The following is a 16,686-nucleotide window of genomic DNA, read 5'->3' as shown; positions in this document are numbered from 1 at the left end:
CGACTCGATCTGTGAACACGGGAGTTTACCGGTTGCAGCGTTCTGCTTGCGAGGCATTTCTGCGGCCCAACCTCCCTATAATGTCCCTGTTCCTCTGGAGTAGTCCCATGGCTGTCAGCCTGACCCCCATTGCCTTCGAGCGCGTGCAGCGCTTCGTCGCCCAGACCCCGGGCGCGCTGGGCCTGCGCTTCGGCGTGACCAAGACCGGCTGCTCCGGCTGGGGCCACGTGACCGACCTGGCCCGTGACGAGCGCGAGGGCGATACGGTCTTCGACCAGGACGGCGTGAAGATCTACGTCGATGCACAGAGCCTGGCCCTGGTCGACGGCACCGTGATCGACTTCGGCAAGCACGGCCTGAGCGAGACCTTCACGTTCAGCAACCCGAACGCGACCGCCGAGTGCGGCTGCGGCGAGAGCTTCACCACCGACGCCGACAAGGCCTGAGGGCCGCTTCCCCGGGGGCCTGCCGGCCGGTCCTCGGGCAGGTCCCGGTGCTGCCGGGTTCAGGTTCGGCCACGGTTGCCCGGCCGCCCCATCTGCGCCATAATGCGCGGCTTCCTGCCTTCCTGGCGGGAACCCTTGCCCCACCGCGGTCTCAACGGCGGGGGGCTGTCCGGCCGCAAGGCCACATCCGAAAGGTAGAAAAAACATGAGTCGTCATTACGAAATCGTGTTCATGGTCCACCCGGACCAGAGCGAGCAGGTCCCGGCCATGATCGAGCGCTACAAGTCGCTGGTCGAGAACGGCAACGGCACCATCCACCGTCTGGAAGACTGGGGCCGCCGCCAGCTGGCATACCCGATCCAGAACCTGGTGAAGGCGCACTACGTGCTGCTGAACATCGAAGCCGACCAGGCCGTGCTGAACGAGCTGACCGAAAGCTTCCGCTTCAACGACGCCGTGCTGCGCAACCTGGTCATCAAGCGTGACGAGGCTGACACCGAGCAGTCGCTGATCATGAAGAGCAAGGACGAGAAGGGTGACAAGCCGGAGCGCGGTGAGCGCCGTCGTCGTGACGACGAAGAAGGCGAGTCCACCACCACCGCTGACAACGAAGCCGGCGAAGACGCCGCTTCCGCCGCCTAAGGAGCCTTCCCATGTCCAAGTTCTTCCGTCGCCGCAAGTTCTGCAAGTTCACGGCTGAAGGTGTCAAGGAGATCGACTACAAGGATCTCAACACCCTGCGCCAGTACCTGACCGAGAACGGCAAGATCGTGCCGAGCCGCGTCACCGGTACCAAGTCGAAGTACCAGCGTCAGCTGGCGACCGCCGTCAAGCGCGCTCGCTTCCTGGCCCTGATTCCGTACACCGACAACCACGACGTCTGATGCCCGGCGGGGTGGCCCCGTGCCGCCCCGTTGTGCCAGCTATTCGGACAGCCTTTGTTGCGGGGCATCGCCTCGCTAACGAATAACTTATCTGGAGTAAAACCATGCAGCTGATCCTCCTGCAGAAGGTCACCAACCTCGGCAACCTGGGTGACCTGGTCACCGTCAAGCCGGGCTACGGCCGCAACTTCCTCGTGCCGCAGGGCAAGGCCGTGCCGGCCACCGAGAGCAACAAGGCAGAGTTCGAAGCCAAGCGCGCCGAGTACGAAGCCAAGGCCCAGTCCATCCACGCCGAGGCTGAAGCCCGCAAGGCGAAGCTGGAAGGCGCGAGCGTCACCATCGCCGCCAATGCTTCGACCGAAGGCAAGCTGTACGGCTCGGTCGGCCCGCGCGACATCGCCGAGGCCTTCACCGCCGCCGGCCTGCCGCTGGAAAAGAGCGAAGTCATCCTGGGCGAAGGCGCGTTCCGCAACATCGGCGAGTACGACGTGCTGATCCACCTGCACGCCGACGTCGAGACCACCGTCAAGGTCGTCGTCGAAGCCGAAGCCTGATCCCACGCCGCAAGGCCTGGCATCACCGCAGAACGGGCGCCCGCGAGGGTGCCCGTTTTGTTTTGTCGGCCCGCCCGGCAGGCGCGCGGGCCCCGATGTTCCACGCCCATTCGTAGAACACGGCCACATCGGTATACTCAGGGCGTCACACCCGTTCCACGGTCGGCGATCCCAGCAGGATCAATGACTTGGAGGGTAAACGCAGGCCGCTTGCCGGCCCCAGTCCGGAACCCCTATGCGTCTTTCCACGATCAAGCTGTCCGGCTTCAAGTCTTTCGTCGATCCGACCACCCTGCATCTGCCGACCAACATGACCGGCGTGGTGGGGCCCAATGGCTGCGGCAAGTCGAACATCATCGACGCCGTGCGCTGGGTCATGGGCGAGAGTTCGGCCAGCCGCCTGCGCGGCGACTCGCTGACCGACGTGATCTTCTCCGGTTCCAACGCCCGCAAGCCCGTCTCGCAGGCCACGGTCGAGCTGATCTTCGACAACTCCGACCACACCATCTCCGGCGAGTACGCCTCGTTCAACGAGATCTCGGTCAAGCGCACGGTCAGCCGCGACGGCACCAGCAACTACTACCTCAACGGCACCAAGTGCCGCCGCCGCGACATCACCGATCTTTTCCTGGGGACCGGCCTGGGCCCGCGCAGCTACTCGATCATCGAACAGGGCATGATCAGCCAGATCATCGAGGCGCGTCCCGAGGATCTGCGCGTCTACCTGGAAGAGGCGGCCGGAATCTCCAAGTACAAGGAGCGGCGCAAGGAAACCGAAACCCGCATCCGCCACACCCGCGAGAACCTTGATCGCCTGGGCGACCTGCGTGAGGAGATCAGCAAGCAGCTCGAGCACCTCAAGCGCCAGGCCCGGCAGGCGGAGCAGTACCAGGCGTTGCAGGAAGAGCGCAGGGTCAAGGATGCCGAGTGGAAGGCGCTGGAGTTCCGAGGCCTCGATGGGCGCCTGTCGAAGCTTCGCGAGGGCCTGTCGCAGGAAGAAACCCGGCTTCAGCAGCTGATCGCGGACCAGCGCGACGCCGAGGCCCGCATCGAGACCTCGCGCATGCGCCGCGAGGAAGCGGCCGACGCACTCAATACCGCGCAGGCCGCGGTCTACCAGGTCGGTAGTACCTTGGCCCGACTGGAGCAGCAGATCCAGCACCAGCGCGAGCTGTCGCAGCGCCTGCACAAGGCCCGCGACGAGACGCGGCAGGCATTGGCCGAGCTGGGCCAGCACATCAGTGGCGACGAGGCCAAGCTGATGGTGCTGCGCGAGGCGGTGGACGCCGCGACCCCGCAGCTGGAGGCGCTGCAGGAAGAGAACGAGATCAAGCAGGAAAGCCTGCGCGAGGCCGAAGCCCGCCTGGCCGACTGGCAGCACCGCTGGGAACAGCACACATCACAGAGTTCCGAAGCCTCGCGCGCCGGCGATGTCGAGCGCACCCGCGTGGACTACCTGGACCAGCAGATCCTCGATGCCGACCGGCGTCGCGAGGCGCTGGCCGCCGAGCGTGCCGGGCTGGACGTGGACGCGCTGGAAGAAGCCTTCGAGCAGCTGCACCTGCAGCACGACACGCAGAAGACCGCACTGGACGAGCTGAGCGAACAGGTCGAGCAGCGCAAGCAGGGCGTGGCCACCGTGCAGGAACAGCAGCGCAACGGTCAGAACGAACTGGCCGAACTGCGCAAGCAGGTCAATGGCCTGCGCGGTCGCCTGGCATCGCTGGAAACCCTGCAGCAGGCCGCACTCGGCCAGGAGCAGGGCGCCGCGGTTGCCTGGTTGAAGGCGCGCGGGCTGGATTCGGCCGCGCGCGTGGGCGAGCGCCTGGATGTCGATGCCGGTTGGGAAAATGCAGTGGAAAGCGCCCTCGGCCAGCTGATCGAAGGCGTGCTGGTGGACGACCCGGCAGGCCTGGTCGATGCGCTGGGCGAACTGGGCGAAGGCCGCATCGCACTGGTGTCTGACGATGCCAGTGATCTGGACGTCGCCGCGACATCGCTGGCCGCGCGCGTGCGCGGACCGACGGCGATCCGACGCCTGCTGGCGCATCTGCATGGCGCGCGGGATCTGGACGAGGCCCGTGCCCTGCAGGCCCGGCTGCCCGCCGGTGATTCGATCATCACCCAGCGCGGCGAGCGTCTCGGCCAGGGCTGGGTGCGCGTGTCGCGCTCCGGTGCGGCCAAGCAGGGTGCGCTGCTGCGCGAGCGCGAGATCAATGAGCTGCGCGAGCAGATCGAACAGCTGCAGAACCGCGAGGTCGAGCTGGAAGATCAGCTGTCCGGCTTCCGCGAGCAGCTGCTGGCCGCCGAACAGCAACGCGAAGATGCGCAACGGGCGCTGTACCTCGCGCATCGTGCGGTATCCGAGCTGGCGGGTCAGCTTCAGGGCCAGCAGGGAAAGGTGGAGGCCGCACGCACGCGCATCGATCGCATCGAAGGAGAGCTGAGCCAACTGCTGGAGACCCTCGAGGTCAACCGTGAGCAGGCGCGCGAGGCACGTTCGCGGCTGGAGAGTGCCGTCAGCAGCATGGGCGACCTGGAATCGACCCGGCAGGCCCTGGAAAGCGAACGCCGGCAGCTGGCCGAAGCACGCGACCTCGCCCGCGAAGCCGCACGGGCGGTGCGCGAACGCTCGCATTCGCTGGCACTGACCCTGGAATCGCAGCGCGCACAGGTGGCATCGCTGAGCCAGGCGCTGGAGCGCATGAGCACCCAGCGCGGGCAGCTGGATTCGCGCCTGGGCGAACTGCATTCGCAGCTGGACGAGGGTGATTCGCCGGTCGAATCGCTGCAGGCCGAGCACCAGAATGCGCTGGAAGAGCGCGTGCGTGCCGACCGTGTGCTGGCCGAAGCGCGTACTCTGCTTGATGGCATCGACGCCGAGCTGCGCAATTTCGAACAGACGCGCCACCAGCGTGATGAGCAGGCGCTGGCGCAGCGCGAGCGTATTTCCCAGCGGAAGCTGGACCAGCAGGCCCTGGTGCTCAGTGCTGACACCCTGCAGGCTGCGGTGGAGAAGGCCGGCTTCGTGATGGCGGACCTGCTCAACGCATTGCCCGAGGACGCCCGCCTGGGAGACTGGGAGCAGGCCGTGCACCAGATCGACGGTCGCATGCGCCGGCTGGAGCCGGTCAACCTGGCGGCGATCCACGAGTATGGCGAGGCATCGCAGCGGTCGGAGTATCTCGATTCGCAGCATGTGGACCTGACCACGGCGCTGGAGACCCTGGAAGACGCCATCCGCAAGATCGACCGCGAAACCCGCGGCCGATTCAAGGATACGTTCGACCGGGTCAACGCCGGTGTGCAGGCCCTCTATCCGCGCCTGTTCGGCGGTGGCCATGCCTATCTGGAACTGACCGGTGAAGATCTGCTCGACACCGGCGTGACCATCATGGCGCGTCCGCCGGGCAAGCGCGTATCCAGCATCTCGCTGCTGTCCGGCGGCGAGAAGGCGATGACCGCGGTGGCGCTGGTGTTCGCGATCTTCCAGCTCAATCCGGCGCCGTTCTGCCTGCTGGACGAAGTGGACGCACCGCTGGACGAGGCCAACGTGGGCCGCCTGGCCAACATGGTCAAGGAAATGAGCGAGAAGGTGCAGTTCCTGTTCGTCAGCCACAACAAGGCGACGATGGAAGCCGCGCAGCAGCTGTCGGGCGTGACCATGCGCGAGCCGGGCGTCAGCCGCCTGGTCAGCGTGGACCTGGAAGAGGCCGCGCGATTGGCGGGCGCGGCCTGACGTGCCATCCTAGTTACCTGAATGAACTAGCCGGAGAACCTATCGAATGTCCGACACGGCACTGTTGCGCATCGGCATCCTGGCCGCCGGCCTGCTGTTGATCGCCGCGATCTTCCTGTTTGGCCGTCCGAAGAAGAAGCCCCAGGGCCGCCGCGTGGAAGGCACCGAACCGACCAGCAGCGAGCGCCGCGAACCGGTCCTGGGCGAGGACGGCGTACCGTTGGCTGATACCCGCCTCGATCCGGCACTGGGCGAAGAGGGTCAACAGGCCGAACTGGGCCTGGCCGACACCGAAGCCGGCGCGGCCAGCGACCTGGGCAAGCGCGCCACCCAGGATTTCGACAAGATCGTCTCGCTGTTCGTGGCCGCACGGGCCGGCGAGCAGCTGCGGGGCGAGGACATCGTCGTGGCGGCCGAGAAAACCGGTCTGGTGTTCGGCCACATGAACGTGTTCCATCGTCTGGTGGAGGGCCATCCGGAACGGGGGCCGATCTTCTCGATGGCCAGCATCATGAAGCCGGGCAGTTTCGACATGGCCAACATCCGTGCCATGGAGACACCGGCCATCGCCTTCTTCCTGACCCTGCCGGCGCCGCTGACCGCGCTCGATGCCTGGGAGAAGATGCTGCCGACCGTGCAGCGCATGGCCGAGCTGCTGGATGGCGTGGTGCTGGACGACAGCCGCAACGCGCTCGGCCGCCAGCGCATCGCCCACATCCGTGACGAGCTGCGTGCCTATGACCGCCAGCACCAGGCGCCGCCCCTGACCAAGACCCCGCGCTGGTAAGCGCGGTCATCCCGGGTATGCCGACCCACGGTCGGCACCCACCACGACAGCAGATCCATCGCCTGCGTGGATGAGGTCAGGAAGGCACCCCGGCGACCTGGGCGAACGCAGCGCGGAACGCTGCCATCTCCTCCTCGGTGCCAACGGTCACACGGACACGCTGTGGCCAGATCGGCCAGCTGCGGCCGATCACCACGCCCTGCGCGGCCATCGCCCTGGCAAAGGCGGCACCGTCGCGCTGGACGTCCACCACGAAACAGTTCGCTTCCGACGGCAGGCAGCTGAAGCCACGCTTGCCCAGCCAGGCGATGGTCGCCTGCCGGATCTTCGCGTTCTGCAGACGGCGCTGCGGAACCAGCTGCGGATCGTGCAGGCTGGCCAGAGCGGCCGCCAGCGCCGGCACCGGCAACGGGTTGTCGCCGAGGCTGCCCAGCTCGCGCAGGCGATCGGGATGGGCCGCTGCCGCGCCCAGGCGCAGTCCGGCCATGCCATACAGCTTGGAGAAGGTGCGCAGCACGATCAGGTCATCGCGCTCGGCCACCTGCGCGATCAGGCTCGGCTGGTCGCTGTACTGCAGGTACGCTTCGTCCACCAGCACCCGGGTTCCGGCGGGCTTGCTGGCCAGCAGCCAGGCGAGCTCGGCGGGCGGGCTGATCGAACCCGTGGGGTTGTTGGGGTTGCACACATACATCAGCCCGGTCGGGCGCGCGTGCGCGGCAGCCACCATCGCGCGCACATCGTGCGCGCCGTCGCTGCGCAGAGGCACTCGGCTGACGTGTGCGCCCCGCGCGGCGGCCACGTCGCCAATCGCCTCGAAGGTCGGATCAGCCACGACCAGGCCCTGCTGCGGGCCGGTCCAGATTGCGGCGGCGCGGTTCAGGGGCTCGCTGGAGCCCGGGTACAGGCGCAGGTGATCGGCACTGACGCCGCTGTGTTCGACGAATGCATCACGGACCTGTGCCGCCAGCTCGAAGCGGTAGCGGCCGCAGCGCGCGATGCTGTCGCGAGCGGCCGATTGCGCAGCGGCGGAAGGCCCATACGGGCATTCATTGAAGTTCAGCAGCACCGGCCCATCGGCGCGCGGCGACGCGGGAGCCGCAGCCGGGGCGGTTTGCGCGTATCCCAGGCCCGGCAGGCCACTGCCGGCGACGGCGAGGCCGGCACCGGCCAGCTGCAGGAAGCGACGACGGGAGGCAGGCAGGGTCATGGGCAGGTTTCCGGAGGGCGGCCGATGCACGCTAGCGCTGCCGGTGGAGGGCGGCAAGCCCGTCTTTCGCGGAGTGGGGCCCGGCACTGCCGGGGCGGGGACGTTACAGGGCATGATGGCCGGGCGCGGTAGAATCCCCAGCCGCCCCAGAATCACCGATCACGATGAGCCCCAGCCCCGCCGAACGCGTCGATGAAGCTCCGCCGGCAGATCGCCCAGGCCAACCGCGCTTATCACGAGCTGGATGCGCCGGAAATCCCCGACGTCGATTACGACCGGCTGGTGCGCGAGCTGGAAGCACTGGAACGTGCGCACCCCGAACTGGCCCGCGCGGACAGCCCGACCCAGCAGGTCGGCGCGCGTCCCTCCGGGCGTTTCGCTGAAGTCCGCCACGCGGTGCCGATGCTGTCGTTGTCCAATGCCTTCAGCGATGAGGAGGTGACCGACTTCGTGCGCCGCATCGACGAACGCCTGCGACGCGGTGCCGCGCGCTTTTCGGCGGAGCCGAAGATGGACGGGCTGGCGATCAGCCTGCGCTACGAGGATGGACATTTCGTTCTGGGTGCGACCCGCGGCGATGGCACGACCGGCGAAGACGTCACGGCCAACCTGCGCGAGATCGGCGACATCCCCCGGCGTCTGCACGGCAAGGGCTGGCCGGACGTGCTGGAAGTGCGCGGTGAGGTCTACATGGCCCGTGCCGACTTTGAAGCCTACAACGATCGCGCGCGGCTGCATGGCGGCAAGGTACTGGCCAACCCGCGCAATGCGGCGGCCGGGTCGCTGCGGCAGCTCGACCCGAAGATCAGCGCACAGCGCAAGCTCAGCTTCTTCGCCTACGGCACCGGAGAAGTGCAGGGCGGCGAACTGCCCGATACCCATTCGGGCACGCTCGCGCAGCTGGGTGCCTGGGGCTTCCCGGTCAGCGATCTGTGCAGGGTGGTGGAAGGCGCCGATGGGTTGCTGGCCTACTACCGCGATATCGGCGCACGCCGCGATGGCCTGCCCTTCGACATCGATGGCGTGGTCTACAAGCTGGACGACCGCGCTGGCCAGCAGGCGATGGGTTTCGTCTCGCGCGCACCGCGCTGGGCCATCGCGCACAAGTTCCCGGCGCAGGAACAGAGCACCACGCTGGAAGCGATCGAGATCCAGATCGGCCGCACCGGCGCTGCCACTCCGGTCGCGCGCCTGGCGCCGGTCGCCGTGGCCGGCGTGATCGTCTCCAACGCAACCCTGCACAATGCGGACCAGATCGAGCGCCTGGACGTGCGGGTGGGTGACAGCGTGATCGTGCGCCGTGCCGGCGACGTGATTCCCGAAGTGGTCAGCGTCATCCTCGACCGCCGGCCGCCGGGCACCACACCGTGGCAGATGCCCACGCGCTGCCCGGTCTGTGGCTCGGAGATCGTGCGCGAAGAGGGCGCGGCCGCGTGGCGCTGCTCCGGTGAGTTGTCGTGCCCGGCGCAGCGCAAGGAGGCCATCGCCCATTTCGCTTCACGTCGCGCGATGGATATCGATGGCCTGGGTGACAAGTACATCGAAACCCTGGTGGATGCCGGCATCGTCAAGGGCGTGGCGGACCTGTACCGGCTCACCCGCGACCAGCTGCTGCACCTGAAGCTGGTGCTCGACGCGGAAGATCCGTCCGCGCTGGCCGCCAGCCTGGCGCCGCACCTGCCGGCCGAAGGCAGCGGCACCGTGCTCAATGCCGTGCTTAGGCTCGATGGCAACGATGTAGCCTGGCGCGCGAAGGCACTGGCGCAGCCGGCCAGCTTCGAGTGGAACACGAAGAAGATCGCGACCCGCTGGGCCGACAACCTGATCGCCGCGATCGACACCAGTCGTGCCACCACGCTGGAACGGCTGTTGTTCGCGCTGGGCATCGAACATGTCGGCGAAAGCACGGCCAAGGCGTTGGCGCAGTGGTTCGGTGATCTGGCCTTGATCCGACGGCTGCCCTGGCCGCTGTTCAAGCGCGTGCCGGACATCGGTGGCGAAGTGGCACGTTCGCTCGGTCACTTCTTCGAGCAGCAGGGCAACCAGCAGGCCATCGACGATCTGCTGCAGGTCGGCCAGGTGCGCATCAGCGACGTGCATCCGCCCAGTGCGAAGCTGCGTGAGGGGCTGGATCTGGCTCAGCTGCTGGTGGAATCGGAGATCCCCGGCATCACCCGGCTGCGCGCGGAAAAGCTGGTGGCGGTGCTGCCCAGCGCGCAGGCCGTGCTCGATGCCGAGCATGGCCAGTTCGTCAATGCCGGATTGCCCGAGGACACCGCGCGCGGCCTTGCCCAGTGGCTGGAAGCGGACAGCCATGGCGTGATGCTGCTGGCTGCCGAGGAGGCGATGCAGCAGATCCTGGCCAAGGCGCCCGCGCTGACCGAAATCGTCGCCGGTCCGCTCGACGGGCAGACCGTGGTCCTGACCGGCACCCTGGCCCAGCTCACCCGCGATGTGGCCAAGGAGCGACTGGAGGCGCTGGGAGCCAAGGTGTCCGGCAGCGTGTCGAAGAAGACCCACTTCGTGGTGGCGGGTACCGAAGCCGGCTCCAAGCTGGACAAGGCGCTGGCCCTGGGAGTGCCGGTGTGGGACGAAGCGCGTCTGCTGGCCTTCCTCGCCGACCACGAATGATGACCCCGCCGGGCGTGACATGCGCCCGGCCCGAAACAGCAAAGGATTCCCGATGCAGACTGCCCCGCTGGACTTCCGCCTGGCCACCCGCGCCGACGAGGAACTGCTGATCTCGCTGATGCGCGCGTTCTACGCCGAGGACAGGATCGAGTTCGACGACGTGCGCGTGCGCCGCGGTGTCGATGCACTGCTGGCCGATCCGCGCAACGGCGAAGTACTGCTGTGGCTGGACGAAGCCGGTCAGGTGGTCGGCTATGCGGTGATCGCGATGGGCTTCAGCCTGGAGCAGGGCGGACATTTCATGCTGCTTGACGAGCTCTATCTGGGGCCGCGGGCACGCGGCCGTGGCCGGGGCAAGCAGGCGCTGGCCATCTGCGAACAGCGTGCGCGCGGACGCGGGGTCAGCCGCCTGCGCCTGGAGGTGAACCACCACAACGAACTGGCGCGTCGGCTGTACCTGGCCAGTGGCTACATCGATGACACCCGCGACCTGCTGACCCTGCCGCTGGATCACCCGCGCCCGGAGGGCATCCTGTGAGCGACGCCCTGCGGCGCAAACTGCAGCAGCGTGCCGCGCTGAACGCGCTGGTGCGCCGCTTCTTCGCAGAGCGTGACGTGCTGGAGGTGGAGACACCGATCCTGTCGGTGGCCGGTAATACCGAGCCCAACATCGACAGCTTCCATACCGACTTCAGCGGCCATGTCGACGCCGGCGGCCGCCGTCGCTGGCTGCGCACCTCGCCGGAGTACCCGCTCAAGCGGCTGCTCGCTGCCGGTGTCGGCGACTGCTACGAACTGGGGCGGGTGTTCCGCAACGGCGAGGCCGGCGGGCGCCATAACCCGGAGTTCACCCTGCTGGAGTGGTACCGGGTTGGCTGGGACCATCACCGGCTGGTGCAGGAAACCGCGGAGCTGGTCCGCCTGGCTCTGGGCCTGGTCGGACGCAGCGCCAGCCTGCGTGTGCTGAGCTACCGCGAGCTGTTCCAGCAGCAGGTGGGCGTGGATCCGTTCCAGACCGATGAGGCCGGGCTGCGCGCTGCGCTGGGTGACGTGCATATCGACCCGGTCGGGCTGACCCGCGACGACTGGCTGGATCTGCTGATGACCCATCGCATCCAACCGCATTTCGATGACGCAGTCATGACCGTTGTCCACGACTGGCCGGCGAGCCAGGCAGCACTGGCCCGCGTCCGCCCTGGTACGCCGCCGCTGGCCGAGCGGTTCGAGCTGTACCTGGGGGCCGTGGAGCTGGCCAACGGCTATCACGAACTGAACGATGCCGACGAACAACGGGCGCGTTTCCAGCACGACCTGCAGCGCCGCCATGCGCGCGGGCAGGTGCAGCCGGCGCTGGACGAGGCACTGCTGGCGGCGCTGCCCACGATGCCCGCGTGTGCGGGTGTCGCGGTCGGCATCGATCGCCTGTTGATGGCGATGAACCGCACGCCCCGCATCGCCGACGTGCTGGCCTTTGATTTCGCCGACGCCTGAGCACACGCGGCTTTCTGAACCAGACAGACTGAACGGATTGCCGCGTCCGCGTGCTTGATTCAGCAAGCACGATGATGCTCTCATCACTCCAGATGCCAGACACTGGCATGGCAGTTCGTCCAGTCCTATGGGGAAGGCTTTGGTCAAGTGGTTTGCGGTTGTGGCGGCACCGGTCTACTCCATCGCGATGTGGGGAGTGCTGACGCCGTTGCCGGCATCGGCGCAGCAGGCCGGCTACGACGGCGAAGTCGTCACCTGCGAGTCACGCGACATGGCCTGGGTGCACTGCGATATCGATGTCCGCAACGGCGTCGATCTGGTCCGCCAGTTGTCCAGCAACAGCTGTATCCGTGGCAGCGAATGGGGCACCGACCGCAGCGGCGTGTGGGTCACGCTCGGCTGCCGTGCCGAGTTCCGGGCGCGCCCGGCGCAGGGAGGGGCTGCGGCCGAGCCAGGCAGCAAGCGCAAGGTGCGCCGCGTGGTCCGCTGTGAATCCAATGGCCGTCCGCAGAGTTGTCCGGTGCGTCTGGACGGCGCACCGGTGCGCCTGCTGCGGCAGCTGTCGGTGCTGCCCTGCCGGGAAGGGCAGGGCTGGGGTTACAAGCGCAACGAGGTGTGGACCAGCCGTGGCTGCCAGGGCGATTTCGAGGTGGCCGATGAGGATGGCCGTTTCGTCGACGTGCCGCGCCGGCTGACCTGCGAATCAAAATCGAAGAAGCGCCGATTCTGCGGCGCCAGCATCTCCGTCGGTGCCGCGGTGCGACAGCAGCTGTCCAGCACCGAGTGCGTGGAGGGCAGCACCTGGGGCTGGAGCCGCAACGGCATCTGGGTGGACGGCGGTTGCCGCGCCGAATTCTCGGTGAATTGAATCCGGCCGGGTGCCTGCGCGAGGGGGCGTGGCCCTACAATGGGCCCATGAACACTGCCACCGACCTCGATTACGCCCGCTACGACCACATCCGCCCGATCCTGTGGACCGGCGATGCCCTGCAACTGCTGGACCAGCGCAAGCTGCCGTTCGTGGTCGAGCATGTGGTATGCCGGGACAGCGATGAAGTCGCCGCGGCCATCCACGCCCTGACCGTACGTGGCGCCCCGGCCATCGGCATCGCGGCTGCCTGGGGCGTGGTGCTGGCGGCGCGTGAGGTGCAGGCTGCCGATGGCCCGCTCGCCCTGCAGCAGCTTGAGCCGGCGCTGCAGCGGCTGAACGCCTCACGCCCGACCGCCGTCAACCTGGCCTGGGCACTGGCGCGGATGCGTCGTTGCCTGGGCAGCGCCGGTGCGGACTGGAAGACGCTGCTTGAAGCGGAAGCGCGGGCCATCGCCGAGGAAGACCTGGCCGCCAACCGCCACATGGGGGCGCTCGGCGCCGGCCTGATCGATGCCGGCAGCGGCGTGCTGACCCACTGCAATACCGGCTCGCTGGCCACCGCCGGCTTCGGCACCGCGCTGGGCGTGATCCGCGCCGGCATGGCCCAGCACCGGATCGCCCGCGTGTTCGCCGGCGAGACCCGTCCGTGGCTGCAGGGCGCGCGCCTGACCGTCTGGGAACTGCAGCAGGATGGCATCGACGCCACCCTGATCGCCGATTCGGCCGCCTCGCACCTGATGAAGACCGGGGCCGTGCAGTGGGTGATCGTCGGCGCCGACCGCATCTGCGCCAATGGCGATACCGCCAACAAGATCGGCACCTACCAGCTGGCCATCGCCGCGCGCCACCATGGCGTGAAATTCATGGTCGTGGCGCCGTCCTCAACGGTCGACATGGAGACCGTCGACGGCAGCCAGATCGAGATCGAACAGCGCGATCCGGGCGAGCTGTACGGCGTGGGCGGGACGCGCACGGTGGCCGAAGGCATCGCCGCCTGGAACCCGGTGTTCGACGTCACCCCGGGCGAGCTGATCGACGCCATCGTGACCGAGCGCGGCGTGATCCTGAACCCGACCGTGGAGAACATGCGCGCCGCCTTCGGCGGTTGAGACGCACAGGCGGTCTGCGCCGCGGGAGCCGGGCGCATCTTCCGGGTTCGCCGCGGCCAGCCCCGGGCGTGGCCCGATGGGCCCCGTCCTGCCCCTAAGTTCCTGATTTGTGCCGGTAAAACCCCTGTAAACACAGGCGGGGAATGGTCCGATGTGGTAGTATCCACAGGTTGAATCGAGGTTCCGGCATGGTCACCCCCGCAGGTGTCCGCGCCGGACTGGACCGCTACCAGACAACGGAACCCGAATGGCAGAAACCGCCAAGGAAATCATCCAGGTCAACCTGGAAGACGAGATGCGCAAGAGCTACCTCGATTACGCCATGAGCGTGATCGTGGGCCGCGCGCTCCCGGATGCGCGCGATGGCCTCAAGCCGGTGCATCGCCGCGTGCTGTACGCGATGAACGAGCTCAACGCGCACAGCAACAAGCCCTACTTCAAGTCGGCGCGTATCGTCGGTGACGTCATCGGTAAGTACCATCCGCATGGCGATCAGTCGGTGTACGACACGCTGGTGCGCCTGGCCCAGCCGTTCTCGCTGCGTTACATGCTGGTCGATGGCCAGGGTAACTTCGGTTCGATCGACGGTGACTCCGCCGCGGCGATGCGATACACCGAAGCGCGCATGTCGCGCCTCGCGCATGAGCTGATGGCCGACATCGACAAGGAAACCGTCGATTTCCAGCCCAACTACGACGAGAAGGAACTGGAGCCGACGGTCATGCCGACCCGGTTCCCGAACCTGCTGGTCAACGGTTCGGCCGGTATCGCGGTGGGCATGGCGACCAACATCCCGCCGCACAACCTGAGCGAATCGATCAATGCCTGCATCGCGCTGATCGACAACCCGGAAATCGACGTCGACGGCCTGATGGAGTACATCCCGGGCCCGGATTTCCCGACTGCGGGCATCATCAACGGCACCGCCGGCATCGTCGCCGGCTACCGTACCGGCCGTGGCCGCGTGCGCATCCGCGCCAAGGCGGATATCGAAGTGGCCGACAACGGCCGCGAATCGATCATCGTCACTGAAATTCCTTACCAGGTGAACAAGGCGCGTCTGATCGAGAAGATCGCCGAGCTGGTCAAGGAAAAGAAGATCGAAGGCATCAGCGAGCTGCGCGATGAGTCCGACAAGGACGGCATGCGCATCTACATCGAGATCAAGCGCGGTGAATCTGCCGAGGTTGTGCTGAACAACCTGTACCAGCAGACTCAGATGGAATCGGTGTTCGGCATCAACATGGTGGCGCTGGTCGACGGCCGCCCGCAGTTGATGAACCTCAAGCAGATGCTGGAGGCATTCGTCCGCCACCGTCGCGAGGTGGTCACCCGCCGCACCGTGTTCGAGCTGCGCAAGGCGCGTGCCCGTGCCCACGTGCTGGAAGGCCTGACCGTCGCGCTGGCCAACATCGACGAGATGATCGAGCTGATCAAGACCTCGCCCAATCCCAACGAGGCGCGCGAACGCATGCTCGCCCGCCTGTGGGAGCCGGGCCTGGTCGGGGCCATGCTGGGCGCCGCCGGTGCCGAGGCCTCGCGTCCGGAAGACCTGCCCAAGGGCGTGGGCCTGATCGAGGGCGGCTACCAGCTGACCGAGATCCAGGCCACCCAGATCCTGGAAATGCGCCTGCACCGCCTGACCGGGCTGGAGCAGGACCGCCTGACCGACGAGTACAAGCAGCTGCTGGAAGTGATCGCCGGTCTGATCCACATCCTGGAAGATCCCGATCGCCTGCTGCAGGTGATCCGCGAGGAGCTGGTCAGCGTCAAGGCCGAGTTCGGCGACGAGCGTCGCACCGAGATCCGCCACAGCGAAGAAGACCTGGACATCCTCGACCTGATCGCCCCGGAAGACGTGGTGGTCACCCTGTCGCACGCCGGCTACGTCAAGCGCCAGCCGGTCAGCGCCTACCGTGCCCAGCGTCGCGGCGGCCGTGGCCGCAGCGCGGCAGCGACCAAGGAAGAGGATTTCATTGAACAGCTGTGGCTGGTCAACACGCACGACACCCTGTTGACCTTCACCAGTTCAGGCAAGGTGTTCTGGCTGCCGGTGTACCAGCTGCCCGAAGCGGGCTCCAACGCACGCGGCCGGCCGATCATCAACTGGATTCCGCTGGAACCGGGTGAGCGCGTACAGGCCGTGTTGCCGGTGCGCGAATACGCCGATGGCCAGTTCGTGTTCTTCGCCACGAAGAACGGCACGGTCAAGAAGACCCCGCTGGGCGAATTCGCCTTCCGTCTGGCCCGCGGCAAGATCGCGATCAACCTTGATGAGGGCGATGCGCTGGTTGGCGTCGGCCTGACCGATGGCGAGCGTGACATCCTGCTGTTCGCCTCCAACGGCAAGACCGTGCGTTTCGGCGAGGACAAGGTCCGCTCGATGGGCCGTACCGCCACCGGCGTGCGCGGCATCAGGATGCCGCCCGGCGAGGAAGTAGTCAGCCTGATCGTGGCCGAGAGTGCCGGTGGTGCCGAGGACGAGAACGAGGACGACAACGGTATCGAGGAAGCGGTCGCCAATGGCGATGCGGTGATCGACGGTGCCGACGACGCCAACCTGCAGTACATCCTCACCGCCACCGAGAATGGTTACGGCAAGCGCACCCCGCTGCCGGACTATCCGCGCAAGGGGCGTGGTACCCAGGGCGTGATCGGCATCCAGACCACCGAGCGCAACGGCAAGCTGGTCGCCGCGGTGCTGATGGGCTCCAGCGATGAAGTGCTGCTGATCTCCGATGGCGGCACGCTGGTGCGCACGCGCGGTTCGGAAATCAGCCGCGTGGGCCGCAACACCCAGGGCGTCACCCTGATCCGCCTGTCCAAGGACGAGAAGCTGCAGGCGGTGGAGCGCATGGATGCCTCGATCGACGAGGACGAGGACGAGGTGGCCGCGGTCGCCCCGGCCACGGCCGAAGGCGCCCCGGCTGCCACCGGCAGCGAGGATGCCGCGCAGGAGTGATCCG

13 protein-coding genes are annotated in these 16,686 nt (G+C 67.3%); 12 read left to right on the top strand and 1 reads right to left on the bottom strand.

Going from position 1 to position 16,686, the window contains the following annotated elements:
- The first annotated feature begins 107 nt into the window (after positions 1 to 107).
- The 6 genes from ACZK08_RS12670 to zipA all read left to right on the top strand — a co-directional run bounded on the left by ACZK08_RS12670 (position 108) and on the right by zipA (position 6,411).
- Positions 108 to 446, top strand: a complete 339-nt coding sequence (locus ACZK08_RS12670; protein ID WP_053515449.1) for a HesB/IscA family protein — start codon at positions 108 to 110, stop codon at positions 444 to 446.
- Positions 447 to 651: 205 nt separating this feature from the next.
- Complete coding sequence (gene rpsF, locus ACZK08_RS12665) at positions 652 to 1,089, top strand: 30S ribosomal protein S6 (RefSeq protein WP_053515451.1); 438 nt, start codon at positions 652 to 654, stop codon at positions 1,087 to 1,089.
- Positions 1,090 to 1,100: 11 nt separating this feature from the next.
- The gene (gene rpsR / locus ACZK08_RS12660) at positions 1,101 to 1,331 is read left to right on the top strand and encodes a 30S ribosomal protein S18 (protein ID WP_002804494.1); all 231 of its coding nucleotides are present in this window, start codon (positions 1,101 to 1,103) and stop codon (positions 1,329 to 1,331) included.
- A 104-nt stretch (positions 1,332 to 1,435) separates the two neighbouring features.
- On the top strand, positions 1,436 to 1,885 hold the full coding sequence (gene rplI, locus ACZK08_RS12655; RefSeq protein ID WP_053515452.1) for a 50S ribosomal protein L9: 450 nt from the start codon (positions 1,436 to 1,438) through the stop codon (positions 1,883 to 1,885).
- A gap of 235 nt (positions 1,886 to 2,120) precedes the next feature.
- Positions 2,121 to 5,624 carry a chromosome segregation protein SMC gene (gene smc, locus ACZK08_RS12650; protein ID WP_065182901.1) on the top strand — a complete coding sequence of 1,168 codons (3,504 nt, stop codon included), beginning with the start codon at positions 2,121 to 2,123 and terminating at the stop codon, positions 5,622 to 5,624.
- Positions 5,625 to 5,670: 46 nt separating this feature from the next.
- Entirely contained in the window at positions 5,671 to 6,411 is a 741-nt protein-coding gene (gene zipA, locus ACZK08_RS12645; protein ID WP_053515456.1) for a cell division protein ZipA, read from the top strand.
- 76 nt (positions 6,412 to 6,487) lie between these two features.
- Here zipA and ACZK08_RS12640 read toward each other — a convergent pair whose 3' ends face one another.
- A complete protein-coding gene (locus tag ACZK08_RS12640; RefSeq protein WP_065182900.1) occupies positions 6,488 to 7,618 on the bottom strand; it encodes a pyridoxal phosphate-dependent aminotransferase in 1,131 nt (376 codons plus the stop codon).
- 192 nt (positions 7,619 to 7,810) lie between these two features.
- On the opposite strand from ACZK08_RS12640, the gene ligA reads away from it, so the two are divergent.
- The 6 genes from ligA (at position 7,811) to gyrA (ending at position 16,682) form a co-directional block, all read left to right on the top strand.
- Positions 7,811 to 10,249 (top strand): NAD-dependent DNA ligase LigA, encoded by a 2,439-nt coding sequence (gene ligA / locus ACZK08_RS12635; RefSeq protein ID WP_478452217.1) that lies wholly within the window; start codon positions 7,811 to 7,813, stop codon positions 10,247 to 10,249.
- A 52-nt stretch (positions 10,250 to 10,301) separates the two neighbouring features.
- Positions 10,302 to 10,787, top strand: coding sequence for a GNAT family N-acetyltransferase (locus ACZK08_RS12630; RefSeq protein WP_053515463.1), 486 nt, complete (start codon positions 10,302 to 10,304; stop codon positions 10,785 to 10,787).
- The gene (gene epmA, locus ACZK08_RS12625; RefSeq protein WP_065182898.1) at positions 10,784 to 11,740 is read left to right on the top strand and encodes an EF-P lysine aminoacylase EpmA; all 957 of its coding nucleotides are present in this window, start codon (positions 10,784 to 10,786) and stop codon (positions 11,738 to 11,740) included. The genes ACZK08_RS12630 and epmA overlap by 4 nt, the downstream gene beginning before the upstream one ends.
- Positions 11,741 to 11,879: 139 nt before the next feature.
- Positions 11,880 to 12,608 (top strand): DUF3011 domain-containing protein, encoded by a 729-nt coding sequence (locus ACZK08_RS12620; RefSeq protein WP_081284455.1) that lies wholly within the window; start codon positions 11,880 to 11,882, stop codon positions 12,606 to 12,608.
- Between the two features lie 47 nt (positions 12,609 to 12,655).
- A complete protein-coding gene (gene mtnA, locus ACZK08_RS12615) occupies positions 12,656 to 13,720 on the top strand; it encodes an S-methyl-5-thioribose-1-phosphate isomerase (protein WP_065176042.1) in 1,065 nt (354 codons plus the stop codon).
- A 247-nt stretch (positions 13,721 to 13,967) separates the two neighbouring features.
- Positions 13,968 to 16,682 (top strand): DNA gyrase subunit A, encoded by a 2,715-nt coding sequence (gene gyrA / locus ACZK08_RS12610; protein WP_065182897.1) that lies wholly within the window; start codon positions 13,968 to 13,970, stop codon positions 16,680 to 16,682.
- Positions 16,683 to 16,686 lie beyond the last annotated feature (4 nt).

This window comes from Stenotrophomonas sp. 112478_Sma (assembly GCF_056479905.1).
Note: the sequence above shows the minus strand (reverse complement) of the source record. Positions and strands in the feature narration are given on the sequence as shown.

Bases quoted from the DNA above. Each gene is read 5' to 3' on its own strand.
- ACZK08_RS12640 (WP_065182900.1), bottom strand. From the start codon at position 7,618: ATGACCCTGCCTGCCTCCCGTCGTCGCTTCCTGCAGCTGGCCGGTGCC.
- mtnA (WP_065176042.1), top strand. From the start codon at position 12,656: ATGAACACTGCCACCGACCTCGATTACGCCCGCTACGACCACATCCGC.
- rpsR (WP_002804494.1), top strand. From the start codon at position 1,101: ATGTCCAAGTTCTTCCGTCGCCGCAAGTTCTGCAAGTTCACGGCTGAA.
- ACZK08_RS12630 (WP_053515463.1), top strand. From the start codon at position 10,302: ATGCAGACTGCCCCGCTGGACTTCCGCCTGGCCACCCGCGCCGACGAG.
- rpsF (WP_053515451.1), top strand. From the start codon at position 652: ATGAGTCGTCATTACGAAATCGTGTTCATGGTCCACCCGGACCAGAGC.
- ACZK08_RS12670 (WP_053515449.1), top strand. From the start codon at position 108: ATGGCTGTCAGCCTGACCCCCATTGCCTTCGAGCGCGTGCAGCGCTTC.
- zipA (WP_053515456.1), top strand. From the start codon at position 5,671: ATGTCCGACACGGCACTGTTGCGCATCGGCATCCTGGCCGCCGGCCTG.
- smc (WP_065182901.1), top strand. From the start codon at position 2,121: ATGCGTCTTTCCACGATCAAGCTGTCCGGCTTCAAGTCTTTCGTCGAT.
- ligA (WP_478452217.1), top strand. From the start codon at position 7,811: ATGAAGCTCCGCCGGCAGATCGCCCAGGCCAACCGCGCTTATCACGAG.
- rplI (WP_053515452.1), top strand. From the start codon at position 1,436: ATGCAGCTGATCCTCCTGCAGAAGGTCACCAACCTCGGCAACCTGGGT.
- gyrA (WP_065182897.1), top strand. From the start codon at position 13,968: ATGGCAGAAACCGCCAAGGAAATCATCCAGGTCAACCTGGAAGACGAG.